Below are 20,552 nucleotides of genomic sequence, written 5' to 3' on the forward strand. Positions count from 1 at the left end.
CAAGCTCACTTGTGCAGAACCTGGCCTAGGTACCCTTGCCTCCTCAAACTAAAAGTACACATTTTTAAGTGTGTAGGGGATAAGCCAAAGGCTAACCAATTAACATGGATATCTTGTTAGTTAGTATTAGTTGTTCGTGTTGATGATAGCCTGTCTCAACGCGAGCCGTGGTCTTAAATTGATAACAGTTCTATTTTAAGATTCTTGTAATTCGGCATAAGTAATCGCTTGCTTACTGTTATGCCGACTTTAGCTCCTCAGGCAAGACAATACGACGAGTGGCAATATGGGCAATAATAACACAGCATAGTCCGACAGTGATCGGCGTAAATGAGTAACCCATAAACTCGGTCAGCATACCGAATAACAAACCACCCAAGGCACCACCGCCAACATTAATCGCTCCCCACAGGCTCATAACCCGGCCTCTGAATTCACTTGCCACTGAAACCTGAATAAGTGATTGAGTGCCTACAGCACACACAGTGGCACAAAAGCTTAAGCCCCCTACAATCAGCAATCCCAGTTCAAAACTACTGGTATAACTGAACAGCACCAACAATAAACCTGAGGCAATCGCCCCCATACGCATTGCCGGAAATAAGCGCTCGGCACTAAAGAATGACAGCAGTAAACCCGCAATAATCGCACCGATCCCCGCTGCTGAATTAAGCCAGGCTAAGGCCTCCACTCCCCGATCGTAGAGTACCTCAACCGCTGCGGGCAATATTTCCAGCAAGCCCCGACCTAATATTGCCGAAGCGGCAATCAGCATTAATAAGCGCAGGATTAGAACTGAACTCAGAGCGTAATCAAACCCGGCCTTTATATCCATAAAAAAGGTCAATTGCTGTGCCTTGGATATTCTCTGGCAGTTATCGAGCTTTAACAAAAGTAATACCATAGTTAGTGGTATATAACAGGCCGCGACTACCGTAAGTGCGGTGGCATTCCCCTGATATTTAATTAGCAGCCCTGCAATAACCGGCCCAGTAAAACGTGACGTATTGTATAAAATTGCATTAATGGCCACGGCCTTAGGCATGTTTTCGGCACTGACCAATTCTGGTACTAAAGACAGCCGTATCGACTGATAGGCACTATTGGCCACGCCGATCCCCAGAGCAAACAACAATAACACCAGCGCATTCACTAACTGTTGCCACACCAACCAGGCTAGTAACAGCGATAACAGCCCAAGTAAAGTGCTGGTTACGACGGCCGCCTGACGACGGTTAATGCGATCCACCATTGCTCCAAACAATGGCCCGACCAATATAGTCGGGAAAAACATTAAAAAGGCCAGCATTCCCAACCAGCTTTCTGAATGAGTCAGATCCCAGATCATCCAGCCCAGTGTCATGCGTTGAATCCAAAGACCCTGGGTGGAAAAAATACTGCCACATAAATAAGTTAGATAATTATGTTCAGTAAAAATAGAGCGCTGCACTGTTACCATCCTCATGAAAACAGGGCATCATACAGCAAAATTAACCGGTGCCATATCACAGTAATTCCGAGTGAAGGCAAAGAATACGCCCAATCCAGCAGCTATACTGGCAAATAGCGTGCTGTAACAAATAAACTTATCAAGAAATAAAAAGTACTCATTACAAAGTCCCCGCCACAACTTTACACTACCCGGTACTCTCAGTAGCATACCGGCATTAAACAGCCGTTAAAAACAGTTAACCCAACAGAATCAAGGTCACAACCATCATGTCAGATAACATCAACATCATCACTCAGAAAATTGAAGAAAAATTTAATGATATCGAGCGTCAAATTTTTTCTGGTGATATGTTCTCGCAATGGCGAGGCTCATTTGAAGTAAAGAAAGTTTACGTAAAAAAAGAAAACGCCGACATTAAGTGTGATCTCGACATCAGGTTAAAGCACTGGCCTGAAGGTATTTCAGTTAAAGTTTACAAACACAAGGCGCTGGCGGTTCTGGCCTATGTTAAGGATCAGCAGCTGTGCCAGGAGCACCTGAACACCGAACCGGTACCTTGTAAGTTCTGGAAGGATGCCTTTTATTTCTCCCATATTGCAGATTTGGATCAAGGCCGCTATGTCCTGTTAGAAGGCAATGAGATGACTGATCAAGATACCAGCACTTGCCTGAACAAGCTAAAAATGCATATTGAAGAAATTAATAAAATTTTGGGAACTGCTACTACTGACCTCAGCATTTCTTTTTAAGTAACTATTCAGCTTAAGAATCGTAAAAAACTAACAAGACACCCATGTAAAAAGCTCAGCCACCAAGAGTTCCGTAGAACCAACAATCTGAGATGATGATCATCATCAGCATGGTGAATGATGAGGAGTAACTAAAAAATTGAGGGATTGGGATTGGTACTGATGTTGAAGCAACATACAAGAAATGAGCCTCATTCAGGCAACATTCGTGCACACCAGCAGGAGTGTAACAAAGTATGCTTGCGATTTAAGCCGCGGCTTAACCCTCAACAAGTCGTCAGTTATGCCGATGTCGGCATTGGCTAGCATGCGCAATACGCTGCTATACCAAGGTCAGTGCAGTTAAATTGAGCAGTTACTTACTCAGTTTGGTATTTGTCTCTTTTCCGTGTTATTCCGTGTATTCCGTGGCAAAAATCTTAATCTCCAGACATTAAAAAGGGGCGCCTAAGCGCCCCTTTCATGTCATGCGGTGTGCCTAGTCAGGCGACTCGCTTATTCCCACTCGATGGTGGCTGGTGGCTTACCGGAAATATCGTAAACCACGCGTGAAATGCCGTCGATTTCGTTGATGATGCGGTTGGATACATGCCCCAGGAAGTCGTAAGGCAGGTGTGCCCAATGCGCGGTCATAAAGTCGATGGTTTCCACGGCACGCAGTGATACAACCCAGTCGTACTTACGGGCATCGCCCATTACGCCTACCGAGCGTACTGGCAAGAACACGGTGAACGCCTGGCTGACCTTGTTGTACAAGTCGTGCTTGTGCAGCTCTTCAATGAAGATGGCATCGGCACGGCGCAGCAGGTCACAGTATTCTTTTTTCACTTCACCCAATACCCGAACACCCAAACCAGGCCCCGGGAACGGGTGGCGATACAGCATGTCGTAGGGCAGGCCCAGCTCCAGGCCAATACGACGGACTTCATCTTTAAACAGCTCTTTCAGCGGTTCAACCAGCCCCATCTTCATGTCTGCTGGCAGGCCACCCACGTTGTGGTGAGACTTGATCACGTGCGCCTTGCCGGTGCCCGCACCTGCAGACTCAATAATGTCTGGGTAGATGGTGCCTTGCGCCAGCCACTTAACGTCCTGGATCTGGCCGGCTTCTTGATCGAATACCTCGATAAAGACGCGACCAATGATCTTGCGCTTGGCTTCTGGCTCATCTTCACCGGCCAGCGCCGACAGGAAACGATCTTCGGCCGGCACATGAATAATGTTGAGACCAAAATGATCGCCAAACATTTCCATTACTTGCTCGGCTTCGTTCAGGCGCAGCAGACCGTTGTCCACAAACACACAGGTTAACTGTGAGCCAATGGCACGATGCAACAGCATGGCGGTTACGGAAGAGTCCACACCACCCGACAGGCCCAACAGCACTTTGTCGCTGCCTACCTGCTCACGAATGCGCGCGACGGCGTCATCGATAATGGTGGCGGGCGTCCACAAGGCTTCACAACCACAGATGGTGCGAATGAAGTGCTCCAGCATACGCGCGCCCTGGCGAGTATGGGTGACTTCCGGGTGGAATTGCACACCGTAGAAGTGACGGGTCTCGTCTGCCATGGCAGCAAACGGGCAGCTGCCGGTTTGCGCAACCTTTTTAAAGCCTTCGGGCAAGGCCACAACCTTGTCGCCATGGCTCATCCATACGTCCAGCAAAGGCTGGCCGTCGGCATTAATGGCATCTTCAATGTTGGCAAACAGGGCACAGTCGGCCACTCGTTGTACCTGGGCATAACCGAACTCACGCTCGCTGGAGCCAGCAACGGAGCCACCCAGCTGTTCGGCCATGGTCTGCATGCCGTAGCAAATACCAAATACTGGCACGCCGGCCTCAAATACATATTGTGGCGCGCGAGGGCTGTTCGCCTCGGTAACGGACTCGGGTCCCCCAGACAAGATAATGCCATTTGGATTAAAGTCACGGATTTGGGCTTCGGTTACGTCCCACGCCCACAGCTCGCAATACACACCCAACTCCCGAACGCGGCGGGCAATCAGCTGAGTATATTGAGAGCCGAAATCCAGGATCAAGATCCGGTTATCATGAATATTTTTGGTCATCGTCTTCCTACTCGTTACAAGAACCGCCTGTGGGGGGCAGACGGCAATAGAAAAACGGGGGAACTCGTCCCCCGTCTACTGCGTTTCGGGATCAACCTAACCGGTAGTTAGGTGCTTCCTTGGTAATGGTCACATCATGCACGTGCGATTCCTGAATGCCCGCGCCGGATATCTTAACAAATTCTGCCTTGGTGCGCAGGTCATCTATGGTCGCACTACCGGTTAATCCCATGGCACTGCGCAGACCGCCCATTTGCTGGTGAATAATTTCTTTCAGCTTGCCCTTGTAAGGCACTCGACCTTCAATGCCTTCCGGTACCAGTTTGTCGGCAGCGTTGTCGGTCTGGAAATAACGGTCGCTTGAGCCTTTGCTCATGGCGCCCAAGGATCCCATACCACGATAAGACTTGAAAGAGCGGCCCTGGAATAATTCGATTTCACCGGGCGATTCTTCGGTACCGGCAAACATGGAGCCCATCATCACACAGTTGGCTCCGGCGGCCAGCGCCTTGGCGATATCGCCGGAGAAACGAATGCCACCATCGGCAATGACCGGAATATCCAGCGCTTTCAAGGCGGCGACCGCATCGGCTACCGCAGTAATCTGTGGCACACCACAGCCGGTAACAATACGGGTGGTACAAATAGAGCCCGGGCCTATGCCCACTTTAACGGCACTCACACCGGCTTCGGCCAGCGCCAGCGCACCCTCGGCGGTCGCCACGTTGCCGCCCACAATCGCCAGGTCAGGATAGGCCTTGCGGGTTTCACGAATGCGCTCCAGCACGCCTTCGGAATGGCCGTGTGAAGAGTCAATCAGGAGTACGTCCAGGCCGGCCTCTACCAGCGCCTTGATGCGCTCTTCGTTACCCGGAGCGGCACCCACGGCGGCGCCAACGCGCAAGCGACCCTGGTCGTCTTTACAGGCATTGGGTTTGCTTTCGGCTTTCTGGAAGTCTTTGGCACTGATCATGCCGGTCAGCTGGCCCTTACTGCCCACGACCAGCACTTTTTCGATGCGGTTTTTCTGCATCAGGGCTTCAACCTGATCGCGAGGGGCGCCGGCTTCAACGGTCACCAGGCGAGACTTCTCGGTCATCACCTCGTCAACCCGCTTGCTCATGTCCTGTACGAAGCGCATGTCACGACCGGTAATAATACCGACCAGCTCACCGGTCGCAGTCACCACCGGATAACCGGCAAAGCCATTGATCAGGGTTTGTTCGCGCACATCGCCAATGGTCATGTCGGGGCGCACGGTAATGGGATCGGATACCACACCGCTTTCAAATTTTTTCACTTTGCGCACTTCGGCTGCCTGAGCTTCGACCGACATATTCTTGTGAATAAAGCCGATACCGCCTTCTTGCGCCAATGCGATTGCCAGATCGGCTTCGGTTACCGTGTCCATGGCTGCAGAAACAATGGGAATGTTCAGCGTAATCTCTCGCGTCAGGCGAGTACGGAGGTCTGCAGTATTGGGAAGTACGGTAGAATGGGCTGGAACCAGCAGTACATCGTCAAAGGTCAGGGCGTCTTGTTTAATCCTAAGCATCGCAATATTCACCATAGTTGGGGGGTAAAAATATTGCAGTAGAATTTTAGGCATGTCGCCCTTGTCGGTAAAGCGATTTTTGTCATTTTTGCCAATTAAGCGCAAAATAATGCTAAAAATGGCTTACCTTCATATAAAGATACTCATCAGAGGCCAATTTGCAGCAAGACAAGTTAACAGAGGTATATACCGTCACTCGCCTGAATCGACATGCCCGCATGTTACTGGAAGGTGAAATGGGCACGGTTGCACTCAGCGGTGAAATATCCAACCTGGCCACCCCCGGCTCGGGGCATTGGTACTTCTCCCTGAAAGACCAGCAGTCGCAACTGCGCTGCGCCATGTTTCGCGGCAATAACCGCAGCGTGGCCTTTCGGCCCAAAAACGGCGATCAGGTGTTGATCGTTGGCAAGGTCACCCTGTACGAACCCAGAGGCGACTATCAACTGGTGGCGCAAACCATGGCGCCCGCCGGCGAAGGCCTGCTTAAACAGCAATATGAAGCGCTTAAACAACGCCTGGGTGCCGAAGGTCTGTTCGATGCCCAGCGCAAGCAAGCCTTGCCGTCCCACCCTGTCCGCATTGGCATTATCAGTTCGCCAACCGGTGCGGCCCTGCACGATATTTTAAGCGTGCTGGCCCGCCGAGCCCCTCACTTGCAGGTGATTATCTACCCCAGCCAGGTACAGGGCGACATGGCCACCCCCCAACTGATATCGGCTCTGGAGCTGGCCAATCGCCGTGACGAAACCGATGTCCTGATCCTGGCCCGTGGGGGCGGCTCGCTGGAAGACTTGTGGTGTTTTAACGACGAGCGACTGATCCGCGCCATAGCGGCATCGCACTTGCCGGTGGTGAGCGCCGTGGGCCACGAGGTAGACATTACCTTGAGTGATCTGGTGGCCGATTTGCGGGCCCCCACCCCGTCTGCCGCCGCCGAACTGATCAGCCGTGACACCGATACTCAGCAGCAGCAATATCAACAGTGGCAGCAGCGGCTGCAACAGGCGCAGCGGCGCTATTTGTTGCAAAGCAGTCACCGGCTCACGCGCCTGAGTGCGCGTCTTCAGCTACAGCATCCACGCCAGCAATTGCAACAACAGGCTCAGCAACTGGATCAGCTGCAGGCCAGATTGCAACGCGCGCTGCACCAACGTCTCACCCAGGCACAGCAGCGTCTGGGGAATGCCAGGCTGCGCCTGCAGCATCAACACCCGGCCCAAGGCCTGCAAAGCCGTCAGCTTGCGCTTAACGGCCTGCAGCTGCGCCTGAGCAACCAGCTGAAAACCAGGCTGGATCGCAGTGCGCACCAGCTGGCTCTGGCTGGTTCTCGTCTTAATGCCATCAGCCCGCTGGCCACCCTGGCGCGCGGTTACAGCATTACCCAGCATGGCGCCCAGGTGATTACTCATGCCAGCCAGCTCAAGGCCGGTGACACCCTGCGCACCCGGTTGGCCAAAGGCGAAGTGCTGAGTCAGGTGGTTAGTGTCAGTGAGGTGTGAGGTGTGAGGTGTGAGGTGATCTAAAAAGCCTGTCTTGGTATCTGGTATTTCAACGGCACCTTATGACTAACACACTATACTGATATTAGAGCTAGAGAGGGCAAACGTACTTTTTGCCTTCGGGAGGTAGCCATGGGTATGTCAACCAAACTAAAAGACTATTTAAATCAACATCACATCGCTTACAGCAGCGTGCGGCACCCCTATGCACAAGGCAGTACGCAAAGTGCCATTGCCAGCCGAATTCCCCTGGCACAAATGGCCAAGGCCGTTATGCTGACCTGTGAGGATGGCAAGCCGATCATGGCCGTGGTGCCTGCCGCCGACACAGTCGACTTGCAGTGCCTGAACTATTTACTGCACAGCCAGCCACAGTTAGCGACAGAGCGTCAGCTGAGTCAGTGGTTTGACGACTGCGATGTGGGGGCCATTCCGGCATTGGGTGAAGCCTACTCGCTGAACACCCTGGTAGACGACGACATTCTGGCCATGGCTGATATTTATATGGAAAGTGGTGATCATCAGCAATTGATACATATCACGGGCGATGATTTCCGCTTGCTGGCCAACCGCTGGCAACACGGACACTTCAGCATCAAGCCTTCACCCTGGAGTCGCGTAGAAAGGATGTGATTGGCAACGTCAGGCGTGAAGGGTAAAACATAAAAGGAGCCTTGCGGCTCCTTTTTCTTTTCCAGCTTACAGCTTATCGCTTACGGCTTTACCAACCGGTCACTTCGCGTAGTGCCTTGCCGATGTCGGCCAGTGAACGTACCGTTCTCACGCCTGCATCTTCCAGCGCGGCAAACTTCTCGTCTGCGGTCCCTTTACCACCGGAGATAATGGCACCGGCATGGCCCATGCGCTTGCCCGCCGGGGCGGTAACGCCCGCGATGTAGGACACCACCGGCTTGGTCACATGCTGCTTGATGTAGGCGGCGGCCTCTTCTTCGGCGGTACCGCCAATTTCACCAATCATCACTATGGCTTCGGTGGCGGGATCTTTTTCGAACAGCTCAAGAATATCGATAAAGCTGGAGCCCGGAATCGGATCGCCACCAATGCCCACACAGCTCGACTGACCAAAGCCTTCGTCTGTGGTTTGCTTGACCGCTTCGTAGGTCAAGGTGCCGGAGCGGGAAACAATGCCCACCCTGCCCTTCTTGTGGATGTGGCCGGGCATGATACCGATCTTGCATTCGTCGGGGGTGATCACTCCCGGGCAGTTGGGACCTATCATGCGCACGCCGGTTTGCTCCAGCTTCACTTTCACGTCCAGCATGTCCAGGGTCGGAATGCCTTCGGTAATGGTCACAATCAGCTCGATGCCCGCATCGATGGCTTCCAGAATGGCGTCTTTACAGAAGGCCGCCGGCACATAGATCACGGTGGCAGTCGCGCCGGTCACTTCAACCGCTTCGCGTACCGTGTTGAACACCGGCAGGCCCAGATGGGTAGTGCCGCCCTTGCCCGGTGACACGCCGCCCACCATTTTGGTGCCGTACTCGATGGCCTGTTCGGAATGAAAGGTGCCCTGGCCGCCGGTAAATCCCTGGCAAATGACCTTGGTATCTTTGTTGATCAGAATGCTCATGCTGTTATTTCCCCTGTGCGGCGTTAACGACCTGCTCGGCGGCATCGGTCAGGCTGGTGGCGGCGATGATGTTCAGGCCGGACTCGGCCAGCTTGGCGGTGCCGGCTTCGGCATTGTTGCCTTCCAGACGCACCACCACGGGCACTTGCACGCCCACCTCTTTCACCGCACCGATAATGCCGTCGGCAATCATGTCGCAGCGTACTATGCCGCCGAAAATGTTCACCAGCACCGCTTTCACATTGCTGTCGGAGAGAATAATCTTGAAGGCTTCGGTCACCCGCTCCTTGGTGGCGCCACCGCCTACGTCCAGGAAGTTGGCCGGTGAGCCGCCGTGCAGGTTGACGATGTCCATGGTGCCCATGGCCAGGCCTGCGCCGTTCACCATGCAACCTATGTTGCCATCCAGCGCCACGTAGTTCAGTTCCCATTTGGCCGCATGCGCTTCGCGGGCATCGTCCTGGGAGGGATCGTGCATGTCACGCAGCTTGGGCTGGCGGTAAAGGGCGTTGGAGTCGATGTTGATCTTGCCGTCCAGGCAATGCAGATTGCCTTCGGCGGTGATCACCAGGGGATTGACTTCGAGCAGAGCGAAATCATAGTCCAGGAACATTTGTCCCAGACCGAGGAATATTTTGGTGAACTGCTTGATCTGGTCGCCCTTGAGGCCCAGTTTGAATGCCAGTTCACGACCTTGATAAGCCTGTGGGCCTACCAGGGGGTCGATGGCCGCCTTGTGGATGAGCCCGGGAGTTTCCTCCGCGACCTTCTCGATATCCACACCGCCTTCGGTCGATGCCATAAACACCACCCGACGGTTACCCCGGTCGACCACGGCACCCAGATAAAGCTCTTTGTCGATATCGGTGCAGGACTCAACCAGAATCTTGGCCACCGGCTGACCGTTGGCATCGGTCTGGTAGGTCACCAGATTCTTGCCCAGCCAGTGTTCGGCGAATTCTCGTATCTCTTCTTTGGTGTTAGCCAGCTTGACGCCACCGGCCTTGCCTCGGCCTCCTGCGTGAACCTGACATTTCACCACCCACATACTACCGCCGATCCTGCTGGCGGCTTCCACTGCTTCCTGTGGATTATCACATGCATAGCCTTCTGACACGGGCAGACCGTATTCAGCAAACAATTTCTTTGCCTGATATTCATGCAAATTCATGTTGTGTTTCCATTGTTGTGTAGGGATTCAGAGTATATTTATTTTCCGTTATCTAATTCTTCTTCAGGTATAAAAAAGGCCAGGCCGAAGCCCGACCTTGTTATCGGTATATTCTGGTTTTTATACGTCCAGCAACAAGCGGGTCGGGTCTTCCAGCAGTTCCTTGATAGAAACCAGGAAGCTGACCGACTCGCGTCCGTCGATGAGACGGTGGTCGTAAGACAACGCCAGGTACATCATCGGCAGAATTTCGACTTTACCGTCAACGGCCATCGGGCGGTCCTGGATCTTGTGCATACCCAGAATGGCGCTCTGTGGCGGGTTGATGATAGGCGTCGACATCAGAGAACCGAACACACCACCGTTGGTAATGGTGAAGTTACCGCCGGTCATGTCGTCTACGGTCAGCTTGCCGTCACGACCCTTGATGGCCAGATCCTTGATGGTCTTTTCGATGTCGGCCAGGCTCAGGCGATCACAGTCACGCAGTACAGGCGTCACCAGACCACGAGGGGTGGAAACAGCTATGCTGACGTCGAAGTAGTTGTGATACACGATATCATCGCCGTCGATAGACGCATTGACTTCAGGGAATCGCTTGAGTGATTCCACTACGGCTTTCACGTAGAAAGACATAAAGCCCAGACGAATGCCGTGACGCTTCTCGAACACTTCCTGATACTGCTTGCGCAGGCTCATGATCGGGCCCATGTTGACTTCGTTGAACGTGGTCAGCATGGCGGTGGTGTTTTTCGCTTCCAGCAGGCGCTCGGCCACGCGCTTGCGCAGACGGGTCATGGGTACGCGCTTCTCGGTACGCTCACCCAGGGCTACCACAGGTGCTTCAACCTTGGCGGCAGGGGCTGTGGCTTTCTTGTCGCCGCCCTTGATGAAGGCTTCCACGTCTTCCTTGGTAATGCGGCCACCCTTGCCAGAACCGGACACCTTGGCCACGTCTACGTTGTGCTCGGCCACCAGACGACGTACCGCTGGGCTCAGGCTGTCGTCGCCTTTGGCGTCGGCCTGGCTGTCTTCTTTGGCTTCGCCATTGCCAGAAGCCGCTTTTGCACTGGTCGCTTCACCGGCTACGGCGCCTTTCTTGATACGGCCAATCAACTGCTGACCCAGCACGGTCGCGCCAGAATCTTCGAGGATCGCTTCCAAAACACCCGCTTCAGGTGCTGGCACTTCCAGCACGACCTTGTCGGTTTCAATGTCGACGATCACTTCGTCACGTTCAACCTGATCCCCTGGCTGCTTGTGCCAAGTTGCGATAGTGGCATCGGCAACGGACTCTGGTAAGTCTGGAACCTTGATTTCGATGGTCATCAATATGTCCTTTGTGCGTTAAGCTTGAGTCGGCGTCAGTGCGTCTTCGACCAACGCTTTTTGTTGTTGTAAGTGAACAGAGGTATAACCTACCGCCGGTGAAGCCGAAGCTGCACGTCCGGTATAGCGCAAACTGGCTCCCTCGGGAATAGCCGCGCGGAAGTGGTGTTGGCTACAGTACCAGGCGCCCTGGTTCTGTGGCTCTTCCTGACACCAGGCAAAATCGGTGACGTGCTGATAATCTTCCAGAATTGCAGCCACTTCTTCCTGAGGGAAGGGATACAACTGCTCGATTCGAATAATGGCCACATCCGTTTGCTCGTTCTTGCGTCTTGCATCCAGCAAATCGTAATACACCTTGCCCGAGCACAGCACCACACGCTTCACGCCTTTGGGATCCAGATCATCTATTTCGCCAATCGCGTTCTGGAAAGTCCCGTTTGCCAGGGTTTCCAGGTCGGATACGGCCAGCGGATGGCGCAACAATGACTTGGGCGACATCACCACCAGCGGTCGACGCATGGGGCGCAATACCTGACGGCGGATCATGTGGAATACCTGAGCCGGTGTCGTCGGAGTGACGACCTGCATGTTGTGCTCGGCGCACAGCTGCAGATAACGCTCCAGGCGGGCACTCGAGTGCTCCGGGCCCTGGCCTTCGTAGCCGTGTGGCAACAGCAGGGTCAAACCACACATGCGGCCCCACTTCTGCTCACCCGAGCTCAAGAACTGGTCAATGACCACCTGGGCACCGTTGGCAAAGTCACCAAACTGGGCTTCCCACACGGTCAGTCCGTCCGGCTCGGCGGTGGCATAGCCGTATTCAAAGGCCATGACCGCTTCTTCACTTAATACCGAGTCATACACCTGGAACTGGCCCTGGTTGTCAGACAAGTGGCAAAGTGGCGTATAGGTACTGGCATCGTTCTGGTTGTGCAGCACCGCATGGCGGTGGAAGAAGGTACCCCGACCCGAATCCTGACCGGTCAAACGGACTTCATAGCCGTTATCGCACAGGGTGGCGTAGGCCAGCACTTCGGCAAAACCCCAGTCCGCCAGCTTTTCGCCCTTGGCCATCAGCTTGCGGTCATTGTAAATCTTGCCAACCTGACGCTGCAGGCTGTGGCTCTCGGGGTAGGAGGTCACGCGCTCGGCCAGGTCTTTCAGCTTGTCGAGCTCGTAGCTGTCGTCATAGGCCATGTCCCACTCGTGGCCCAGATACGGGGACCAGTCAACGGTGACTTTTTCCATTGAACGCCACTCTTTCACCACGCATTCGCCGCCATCCAGGGCATCGCGATATTCGTTGATCATGACGGTGGTGTCTTCAGCGGAAATAGTGCCATTGGCAATCAGCTTGTCGGCATAAATCTTGCGCGGCGTAGGATGCTTCTTGATCTTCTGGTACATCAGTGGCTGGGTTGCACTCGGCTCATCGGCTTCGTTATGGCCATGACGACGATAACAAACCAAGTCGATCACCACGTCGCGACCAAACTCGTTACGATAATCCAGCGCCAGCTGCGTCACCTGTACCACGGCTTCCGGATCATCGGCATTCACGTGGAAAATCGGTGCCTGTACCATTTTGGCGATGTCGGTACAGTATTCGGTAGAGCGCGTATCTCTGGGGTTGGAGGTAGTAAAGCCCACCTGGTTGTTCACCACGATACGCACGGTGCCGCCCACGCCGTAACCACGGGTCAGCGACATGTTGAAAGTTTCTGCCACTACACCCTGACCGGCAAAGGCCGAGTCACCGTGAATGGTAATCGGCAACACCTGACGACCATCCGGGTTGTCCAGACGATCCATGCGGGCACGCACCGAGCCGATAACCACGGGGTTAACGATCTCAAGGTGTGAGGGGTTGAACGCCAGCGCCAGATGCACGCTGCCGCCCGGGGTGTCAAAGTCGGAGCTGAAGCCCATGTGGTATTTCACGTCACCGGAGCTTTCGGTCTCGTATTTGCCGGCAAAGGCATCAAACAAGTCTTGCGGACGCTTGCCCAGTACGTTGACCAGCATGTTCAGACGGCCACGGTGTGCCATGCCGATCACGACTTCCTGACCACCGTTTTCACCAAAGCGACGGATCAGCTCTTTGGTCATGGGGATCAGGGCATCACCGCCTTCCAGCGAGAAGCGCTTGGCGCCGGGGAACTTGGCACCCAGGTATTTTTCCAGGCCTTCGGCAGCGTTCAGGCTTTCCAGAAAGCGCAGCTTGTCTTCTTTACTGAATTTGGGCTCGCCCACTACAGGCTCGAGCTGGCTCTGAATCCAACGCTTTTCGCGGGTGCTGGTAATGTGCATGTATTCTGCACCCACAGAGCCGCAGTAGGTCTTTTTGAGGGCCGCAACCAGGTCTTTCAGCTTCATGGTTTCCTGGCCAATGGCGTAGGAACCCACGTTGAAGGTAGCGTCCAGATCAGAACCGGTCAGGTTGTGAAAAGCCGGATCCAGCTCGGCCACCACTTTGCGCTCCCACAGGTTGAGCGGGTCGAGGTTTGCATTCTGATGGCCACGGAATCGATAGGCGTTAATCAGCTGCAGAACTTTAACCTGCTTGGCATCCGTATGGGGGTCACTAACCGGGGTCGCGTAGCGAGAGGTGTCTTTGGCAAGACGGCGAAAATAATCTCTGACTTGCGAATGAGGCTGGTCTTGAACGTTCTCTTCTTGCGCTGGCAGCTCGTTGAACACGGTTTGCCATTGCTCGGGAACCGATTCAGGATCAGCAAGGTAAGCCTCGTAAAGGTCTTCTACATAGGTCGCATTGGCACCGGCCAGGTAAGAAGATTCCAGCCAGGCTTGCATAACGCCATTGTGCATCTTTATCCCTTTATAACGTCTCGACAGGGCTGCTGTCGTTTGGTCGTCGAGTTAACAACGCCGCCCAGGTGGGCGGCGAATTATCTAGCGAGCGATTACACTGCCCGCTTTAATAACATGGATTTAATGCTACCAATCGCTTTGGTTGGATTTAGTCCTTTAGGGCAAACATCCACGCAGTTCATTATGCCATGGCAACGGAACACACTAAAGGAGTCTTCCATGCTGGCCAGTCGTTCATCGGTAGCCGTGTCGCGGCTGTCGGCCAGCCAGCGATAGGCGGCCAGCAAGCCGGCGGGACCGATAAACTTATCAGGGTTCCACCAGAAAGACGGGCAGGAAGTCGAGCAGCAGGCACACAAAATACACTCGTACAACCCATCCAGCTTGTCTCGCTCTTCCGGTGACTGCAGATGTTCCCGCGCAGGCGGCAGTTTTTCATCGGCAATCAGGAAGGGTTTGACCTTTTCCCACTGGGTGTAGAACTGTGTCATGTCGATGACCAGGTCGCGCACTACCGGCAGACCGGGCAAGGGCCGGATCACCACTTTATTGCCCTGCTTGATCAGATCGGACAAGGGCGTGATACAGGCCAGTCCGTTCTTGCCGTTCATGTTCATGCCATCGGAGCCACAGACCCCTTCGCGGCACGAGCGACGAAACGACAGCGTCGGATCCTGCTCTTTCAATGCCAACAGCGCATCCAGCACCATCATGTCGGAGCCTTCGGAGACTTCCAGCCGATAGTCTTTCATGTGCGGCTTGGCGTCGGTTTCTGGATTGTAACGATAAACTGAAATAGTAACTTGCATCTTTAATCCCCTCCCCTTAATAAGTCCGCGCTTTTGGCTCGAATGCTTCACGAAGATTCGGTGACAGATTCACGGGCCGTGTGCTCATGGACTCGGTTTCAGGGCTGTACAAGGAATGGCATAACCAGTTTTCATCATCACGATCCGGGTAATCGAATCGGGAGTGAGCACCACGACTTTCGGTACGGAAGTTGGCCGCTACTGCAGTGGCGTAGGCCGTTTCCATCAGGTTATCCAGCTCCAGGCACTCGATACGCTGGGTGTTGAAGTCACGGCTGGTGTCGTCCAGACGGGCATTCTTGAGGCGTTCGCGAATTTTCTTCAGCTCGGCCAAACCGGCTGCCATGGCATCACCTTCGCGGAATACCGAGAAGTTGTGCTGCATGCATTCTTGCAGGTCTTTCTTGATTTGTGCCGGATCTTCGCCGTCGCGGTTATTTTCCCAACGGTTATAACGGGCCATGGCCGCATCTATGTCCGCAGGGGTAGCGTCTTTGACGTCGCTCAGTTCGTGCAGCGCTTCCACCAGGTGACGACCCACGGCACGACCGAATACCACCAGATCCAGTAGCGAGTTGCCGCCCAGACGGTTGGCACCGTGCACCGATACGCAGGCAATTTCGCCAACGGCAAACAGGCCTTTCACCGGCACGTCGTTACCATCGGCATCCACGCTCAGCGCCTGGCCGTTCACGTTGGTCGGCACGCCGCCCATCATGTAGTGACAGGTAGGAATAACCGGAATCGGCTCTTTGACCGGATCCACGTGGGCGAAGGTGCGCGACAGCTCACAGACGCCAGGCAGACGGGACTCGAGTACTTCTTTGCCCAGGTGATCCAGCTTCAGCTTGATGTGCGGACCCCAGGGGCCATCGCAGCCGCGGCCTTCACGGATCTCGATCATCATGGAACGAGCAACCACGTCACGACCGGCCAGATCTTTGGCGTTGGGCGCATAACGCTCCATGAAGCGCTCGCCGTCTTTGTTCAGCAGATAACCGCCTTCACCGCGGCAACCTTCGGTCACCAGGGTACCCGCGCCGGCAATACCGGTGGGGTGGAACTGCCACATTTCCATGTCCTGCAGCGGCACGCCGGCACGCAGGGCCATACCCACGCCGTCACCGGTGTTGATGTGCGCGTTGGTGGTGGACTGGAAGATACGACCGGCACCGCCGGTGGCGAGAATGGTCGCCTTGGCCTTGAAGTACACCAGCTCACCGGTTTCGATGTCGATGGCGGTACAACCAACCACGTCGCCGTCCTGGTTTTTCACCAGATCCAGCGCATACCACTCGGAGAATACCGTGGTCTTGTGCTTGACGTTTTGCTGGTACAGGGTGTGCAGCAGGGCGTGACCGGTACGGTCGGAAGCGGCCGCGGTACGCGCCGCCTGTTCACCACCGAAGGCCTTGGACTGGCCGCCGAAGGGACGCTGGTAGACCTTGCCGTTGTCGAAACGAGAAAATGGCAGGCCCATTTGCTCTAATTCAAGAATGGCCTCGGGGCCGCTCTGACACATGAATTCGATGGCGTCCTGGTCACCGATATAATCGGAACCCTTGACGGTATCGTACATGTGCCATTCCCAGTTATCGTCGTGGGCATTGCCCAGCGCAACGGTAATGCCGCCCTGAGCCGATACGGTATGTGAACGAGTTGGAAATACTTTGGATAAAAGCGCACAGCTTTTGCCCGACTCGGCTATTTGTAGTGCGGCACGCATGCCTGCACCGCCGGCGCCGATTACTACGGCGTCAAATTCGCGAATGGTAATTGTCACCTTATACACCCCACAGTACGACGATACCGGTCAATACATAAACCAGCAGTAACACCACTACTCCAGCCTGTGCAGCACCACGCAACATGGCGCACTTCACATAATCGGAGAGTACCTGCCAGGCGCCAATCCAGGCGTGAATCAACACCCCCAGCAGCGCCAGTAGCGTAAACACCTTGGTAAAGGTTTTAGCGAAAAAACCCGTCCACACGTCATAAGTTATGTCGTTAAAGGCGATAAACCCTACCAGATACAGGATGTATAAGGTCATGATGACCGCGGTGACGCGTATCAGCACAAAGTCGTGTACGCCACTGCGGCCGAAGCTTGCAGAATTAGTTACCATACCATTATCCCCGCTAGCAGCGACAACACCGCAGTCACACCCAGTGCCACCTTGGCGCTTAGTGCTCCTGACTCCAGTTCTTCACAGTAGCCCATGTCCATAATGAGATGACGAATGCCACCCACTACGTGATAGGCCAGCGCAGTCAAAATCCCCCACAGGATAAACCAGACAAAAAAGCCGTCGATTATATCCACTACCGCCAAGAATCCGTCTTGCGAAGAGAGCGAATAGCTTAGCAGCCATAGCAGGATGGCGAGTGCGAACAGTGTGATGATGCCGGAAACCCGGTGCAGGATAGAAGCGATTGCAGCGACAGGTTGGCGAATAGTCCGTAGATCGAGGTTTACAGGTCTCTGTTTTTTAGTCACGGTCTTGCCCACTTGGCTCCATTGAGCACGTTAGTTATTGTTTTAGATAGACATAGCCCGGATATTAGGAATGCGGGTGTTGAAAGCAAATATTGGTCGAAACCAGGTCGCACGAAGACAGCCAAAACTCCTCCCTCGTTGTTTGCAACATTCCACAACTGCTCCATATACCCTCGCCGCCAGTATATTAAGGGCAAAAAACAATTACAACGTGGTGTTAGAGGCAAATGACAAATCTGTAAAGCCGATCGCACTACGGGCACTGTTGCTGCCAGCCAGAACGAGGTAAATTGACATTACCCCCCAGTTCTGTTTCAAATATGCCCGCACCACAGGAAGCATTAGTAGTTAAACATTCACTTAAACTGTGTAAAAATACTTACCTGCGGACCTATTATAAAAAAAGTGAAGGAGACGTGCTATGGCTGACCAAAAGGCCACTCTACATTTGCCAGGTAAGGAGCCTATCGAGCTTCCCATTACCTCAGGCACTGCCGGCTACGATGTAATCGACATCAGCTCTCTGGGCTCAAGTGGATACTTCACCTATGACCCTGGCTTTATGGCCACGGCGTCCTGCCAGTCCGACATTACCTATATCGATGGCGACCAGGGTATTTTGCTGTACCGCGGCTACCCTATCGAACAACTGGCGCAACAAGCCAACTACCTTGAAGTCTGCTACCTGCTGCTTTACGGAGAAGCCCCGACTGCCAAGCAGTTCGAGGAGTTCCGAGGCACCATCATGCGCCACACCATGGTGCACGAACAGCTGTCGTCCTTCTTCAAGGGCTACCGCCGTGACGCCCACCCCATGGCCATCGTATGCGGTGTAATCGCCGGTCTGTCGGCTTTCTATCATGATCCCATGGATATTCATGATCAGAGACACCGGGAAATTGCCGCCCACAGAATGATTGCCAAGCTGCCGACCATTTCGGCCATGGCTTATAAATATTCTATTGGTCAGCCATTTATCTATCCGCGCAATGACTTGAGCTACGCCGGCAACTTCCTGCAAATGATGTTTGCCGTGCCCTGCGAAGAGTACAAGGTCAACCCGATTGTTGAACGCGCCATGGACCGCATCTTCACCCTGCATGCGGATCACGAGCAGAACGCCTCAACCTCGACCGTGCGTCTGGCAGGCTCCAGTGGTGCCAACCCGTTCGCCTGTATTGCCGCCGGTATCGCTTCCCTGTGGGGGCCGGCTCATGGCGGCGCCAACGAAGCCTGCCTGATGATGCTGGAAGAGATCGGTTCCGTAGACCGCATTCCCGAGTTTATCGAGCGTGCCAAGGACAAGGACGATCCTTTCCGTCTGATGGGCTTCGGCCACCGGGTCTACAAGAACTTCGACCCGCGCGCCAAGGTGATGCGTGAAACCTGTCACGAAGTGCTGGACGATCTCAAGATTGAAGATCCGCTGCTGGATGTAGCCATGGAGCTGGAGCGCATCGCGCTGTCAGACCCCTACTTCGTCGAGCGCCAGCTGTACCCGAATGTCGACTTCTATTCAGGCATCATCCTGAAGGCCATCGGTATTCCGACCAGCATGTTCACCGTGATTTTTGCACTGTCCCGCACCGTGGGCTGGATGTCACACTGGAACGAAATGATGTCTGATCCCAAGCAGAAGATCGGTCGTCCACGCCAGCTGTACACCGGCGCTGCCGAGCGTGAGTTCAACACTCAGGTAGCAAAATAACCGCCGTTAAGCGTCACCGCTAAACAGCAAAAGGCCGGCATCATATGCCGGCCTTTTTTGTTTCTGTGAAGCGTGAGGCGTGAGGCGTGAGGCGTGAAGCGTGAGGCGTGAGGCGTGAGGCGCAGCATGTTGGTACCGGCGCCGCCGATATTTTCATACGGCACAAGCAAAAACACCGAACCTTAAACAGATTCGGTGTTTTGTAGGGTCCAATTCATTGGACCACGCAGATACGAGTTTACTCGGCGGAGTACTCGGTCATCAGCTCGCCGGCCTTGTCGACCATTTTGCTGGAGCCGACAAAGTACGGGGTACGCTGGTGCAGTTCGGTAGGCTTGATTTCCATGATACGGCGGAAACCATCGGTCGCCTTGCCACCGGCCTGCTCGGCCATGAATGCCAGCGGATTACACTCATACAACAGGCGCAGTTTGCCATTGGGCGAGCTGGTGCCGGACGGATAAATATAAATGCCGCCCTTGAGCATATTGCGATGGAAATCAGACACCAGAGAGCCGATATAGCGTGAGGTATAAGGGCGGTTGGTGGCTTCGTCTTTTTCCTGGCAGAACTTGAGGTACTTCTTCACGCCTTCGGGGAACTTGATGTAGTTACCTTCGTTGATCGAGTAAATCTTGCCTTGCTCGGGAATGCGGATGTTCTCATGGGACAGACAGAACGACCCCAGAGTCGGATCATAGGTAAAGCCATGTACGCCATTCCCCGTGGTATACACCAGCATGGTAGAAGAGCCATACACCACGTAGCCTGCGGCCACCTGGTTAACACCGGGCTGCAGGAAGTCATCCATGGTCACCGGCTGGCCTGGCTCGCTAACGCGACGGTAAATCGAGAAAATAGTCCCTACCGACACGTTGACGTCGATATTGGAAGAGCCATCGAGCGGGTCCATCAACACCACGTATTTGGCGTTGCACTGGCGATCGTCAGCAAAGCCCACAAAGTGGTCTTCTTCTTCAGAGGCAATGCCACACACCTCGCCACGGGCCTCTAATGCCGCTTTAAAGACGTCATTGGCAAACACATCCAGTTTCTGCTGTGTTTCGCCCTGTACGTTTTCGCTGCCGTTGCTGCCACCAATAATATCGGTCACCAGGCCGGCGCGGTTAATTTCCCGGTTTACCACCTTGGCGGCGCGACGGATAGAAGACAGCAGCGAGGTCAACTCGCCACTGGCGCTGGGGTATTCAGCTTGGTTCTTGATGATGTATTCACCCAGGGTAATCATAATCTTCCTCAATCGTTTTCTTGAG

16 protein-coding genes are annotated in these 20,552 nt (G+C 54.2%); 4 read left to right on the top strand and 12 right to left on the bottom strand.

Translation table 11 applies throughout. The annotated features are described in order from the left end of the window. Window positions 1-238: 238 nt before the first annotated feature. A complete protein-coding gene (locus ACN0VL_RS09930) occupies window positions 239-1,450 on the bottom strand; it encodes an MFS transporter (protein ID WP_417616909.1) in 1,212 nt (403 codons plus the stop codon). Between the two features lie 269 nt (window positions 1,451-1,719). On the opposite strand from ACN0VL_RS09930, the gene ACN0VL_RS09935 reads away from it, so the two are divergent. Beyond that, window positions 1,720-2,202, top strand: coding sequence for a hypothetical protein (locus tag ACN0VL_RS09935; protein ID WP_417616911.1), 483 nt, complete (start codon window positions 1,720-1,722; stop codon window positions 2,200-2,202). 495 nt (window positions 2,203-2,697) lie between these two features. Here ACN0VL_RS09935 and guaA read toward each other — a convergent pair whose 3' ends face one another. Together guaA and guaB are read right to left on the bottom strand one after the other, a co-directional pair. Further along, window positions 2,698-4,275, bottom strand: coding sequence for a glutamine-hydrolyzing GMP synthase (guaA, locus tag ACN0VL_RS09940; protein ID WP_417616913.1), 1,578 nt, complete (start codon window positions 4,273-4,275; stop codon window positions 2,698-2,700). A 91-nt stretch (window positions 4,276-4,366) separates the two neighbouring features. Beyond that, window positions 4,367-5,830 (bottom strand): IMP dehydrogenase, encoded by a 1,464-nt coding sequence (guaB, locus tag ACN0VL_RS09945; protein ID WP_417616915.1) that lies wholly within the window; start codon window positions 5,828-5,830, stop codon window positions 4,367-4,369. 218 nt (window positions 5,831-6,048) lie between these two features. Between guaB and xseA the strand changes: the two genes are divergently transcribed. Next, on the top strand, window positions 6,049-7,332 hold the full coding sequence (xseA, locus tag ACN0VL_RS09950; RefSeq protein WP_417616959.1) for an exodeoxyribonuclease VII large subunit: 1,284 nt from the start codon (window positions 6,049-6,051) through the stop codon (window positions 7,330-7,332). A 138-nt stretch (window positions 7,333-7,470) separates the two neighbouring features. Then, window positions 7,471-7,965 carry an aminoacyl-tRNA deacylase gene (locus tag ACN0VL_RS09955; protein ID WP_417616917.1) on the top strand — a complete coding sequence of 165 codons (495 nt, stop codon included), beginning with the start codon at window positions 7,471-7,473 and terminating at the stop codon, window positions 7,963-7,965. Between the two features lie 88 nt (window positions 7,966-8,053). Here ACN0VL_RS09955 and sucD read toward each other — a convergent pair whose 3' ends face one another. From sucD to sdhC, 8 genes are all read right to left on the bottom strand, one after another. After that, the gene (sucD, locus tag ACN0VL_RS09960) at window positions 8,054-8,926 is read right to left on the bottom strand and encodes a succinate--CoA ligase subunit alpha (RefSeq protein ID WP_417616918.1); all 873 of its coding nucleotides are present in this window, start codon (window positions 8,924-8,926) and stop codon (window positions 8,054-8,056) included. A gap of 4 nt (window positions 8,927-8,930) precedes the next feature. Next, window positions 8,931-10,097 carry an ADP-forming succinate--CoA ligase subunit beta gene (sucC, locus tag ACN0VL_RS09965; RefSeq protein ID WP_417616920.1) on the bottom strand — a complete coding sequence of 389 codons (1,167 nt, stop codon included), beginning with the start codon at window positions 10,095-10,097 and terminating at the stop codon, window positions 8,931-8,933. Between the two features lie 120 nt (window positions 10,098-10,217). Next, a complete protein-coding gene (odhB, locus tag ACN0VL_RS09970) occupies window positions 10,218-11,426 on the bottom strand; it encodes a 2-oxoglutarate dehydrogenase complex dihydrolipoyllysine-residue succinyltransferase (RefSeq protein ID WP_417616922.1) in 1,209 nt (402 codons plus the stop codon). 18 nt (window positions 11,427-11,444) lie between these two features. After that, the gene (gene sucA, locus ACN0VL_RS09975; protein WP_417616924.1) at window positions 11,445-14,258 is read right to left on the bottom strand and encodes a 2-oxoglutarate dehydrogenase E1 component; all 2,814 of its coding nucleotides are present in this window, start codon (window positions 14,256-14,258) and stop codon (window positions 11,445-11,447) included. Window positions 14,259-14,353: 95 nt separating this feature from the next. Further along, window positions 14,354-15,070 (bottom strand): succinate dehydrogenase iron-sulfur subunit, encoded by a 717-nt coding sequence (locus ACN0VL_RS09980; protein WP_417616926.1) that lies wholly within the window; start codon window positions 15,068-15,070, stop codon window positions 14,354-14,356. A 16-nt stretch (window positions 15,071-15,086) separates the two neighbouring features. Then, window positions 15,087-16,853, bottom strand: coding sequence for a succinate dehydrogenase flavoprotein subunit (gene sdhA / locus ACN0VL_RS09985; RefSeq protein WP_417616928.1), 1,767 nt, complete (start codon window positions 16,851-16,853; stop codon window positions 15,087-15,089). A gap of 1 nt (window position 16,854) precedes the next feature. Next, complete coding sequence (gene sdhD / locus ACN0VL_RS09990) at window positions 16,855-17,199, bottom strand: succinate dehydrogenase, hydrophobic membrane anchor protein (RefSeq protein WP_417616929.1); 345 nt, start codon at window positions 17,197-17,199, stop codon at window positions 16,855-16,857. Continuing rightward, the gene (gene sdhC / locus ACN0VL_RS09995) at window positions 17,193-17,582 is read right to left on the bottom strand and encodes a succinate dehydrogenase cytochrome b556 subunit (protein ID WP_417616931.1); all 390 of its coding nucleotides are present in this window, start codon (window positions 17,580-17,582) and stop codon (window positions 17,193-17,195) included. The genes sdhD and sdhC overlap by 7 nt, the downstream gene beginning before the upstream one ends. A gap of 409 nt (window positions 17,583-17,991) precedes the next feature. On the opposite strand from sdhC, the gene ACN0VL_RS10000 reads away from it, so the two are divergent. Then, on the top strand, window positions 17,992-19,278 hold the full coding sequence (locus ACN0VL_RS10000; protein ID WP_417616933.1) for a citrate synthase: 1,287 nt from the start codon (window positions 17,992-17,994) through the stop codon (window positions 19,276-19,278). A 238-nt stretch (window positions 19,279-19,516) separates the two neighbouring features. Here ACN0VL_RS10000 and fbp read toward each other — a convergent pair whose 3' ends face one another. Next, window positions 19,517-20,527 carry a class 1 fructose-bisphosphatase gene (gene fbp, locus ACN0VL_RS10005; RefSeq protein ID WP_417616935.1) on the bottom strand — a complete coding sequence of 337 codons (1,011 nt, stop codon included), beginning with the start codon at window positions 20,525-20,527 and terminating at the stop codon, window positions 19,517-19,519. Window positions 20,528-20,552: the final 25 nt, after the last annotated feature.

The sequence above is a fragment of the Oceanisphaera sp. genome (assembly GCF_048268965.1).
GTDB lineage: Bacteria > Pseudomonadota > Gammaproteobacteria > Enterobacterales > Aeromonadaceae > Oceanimonas.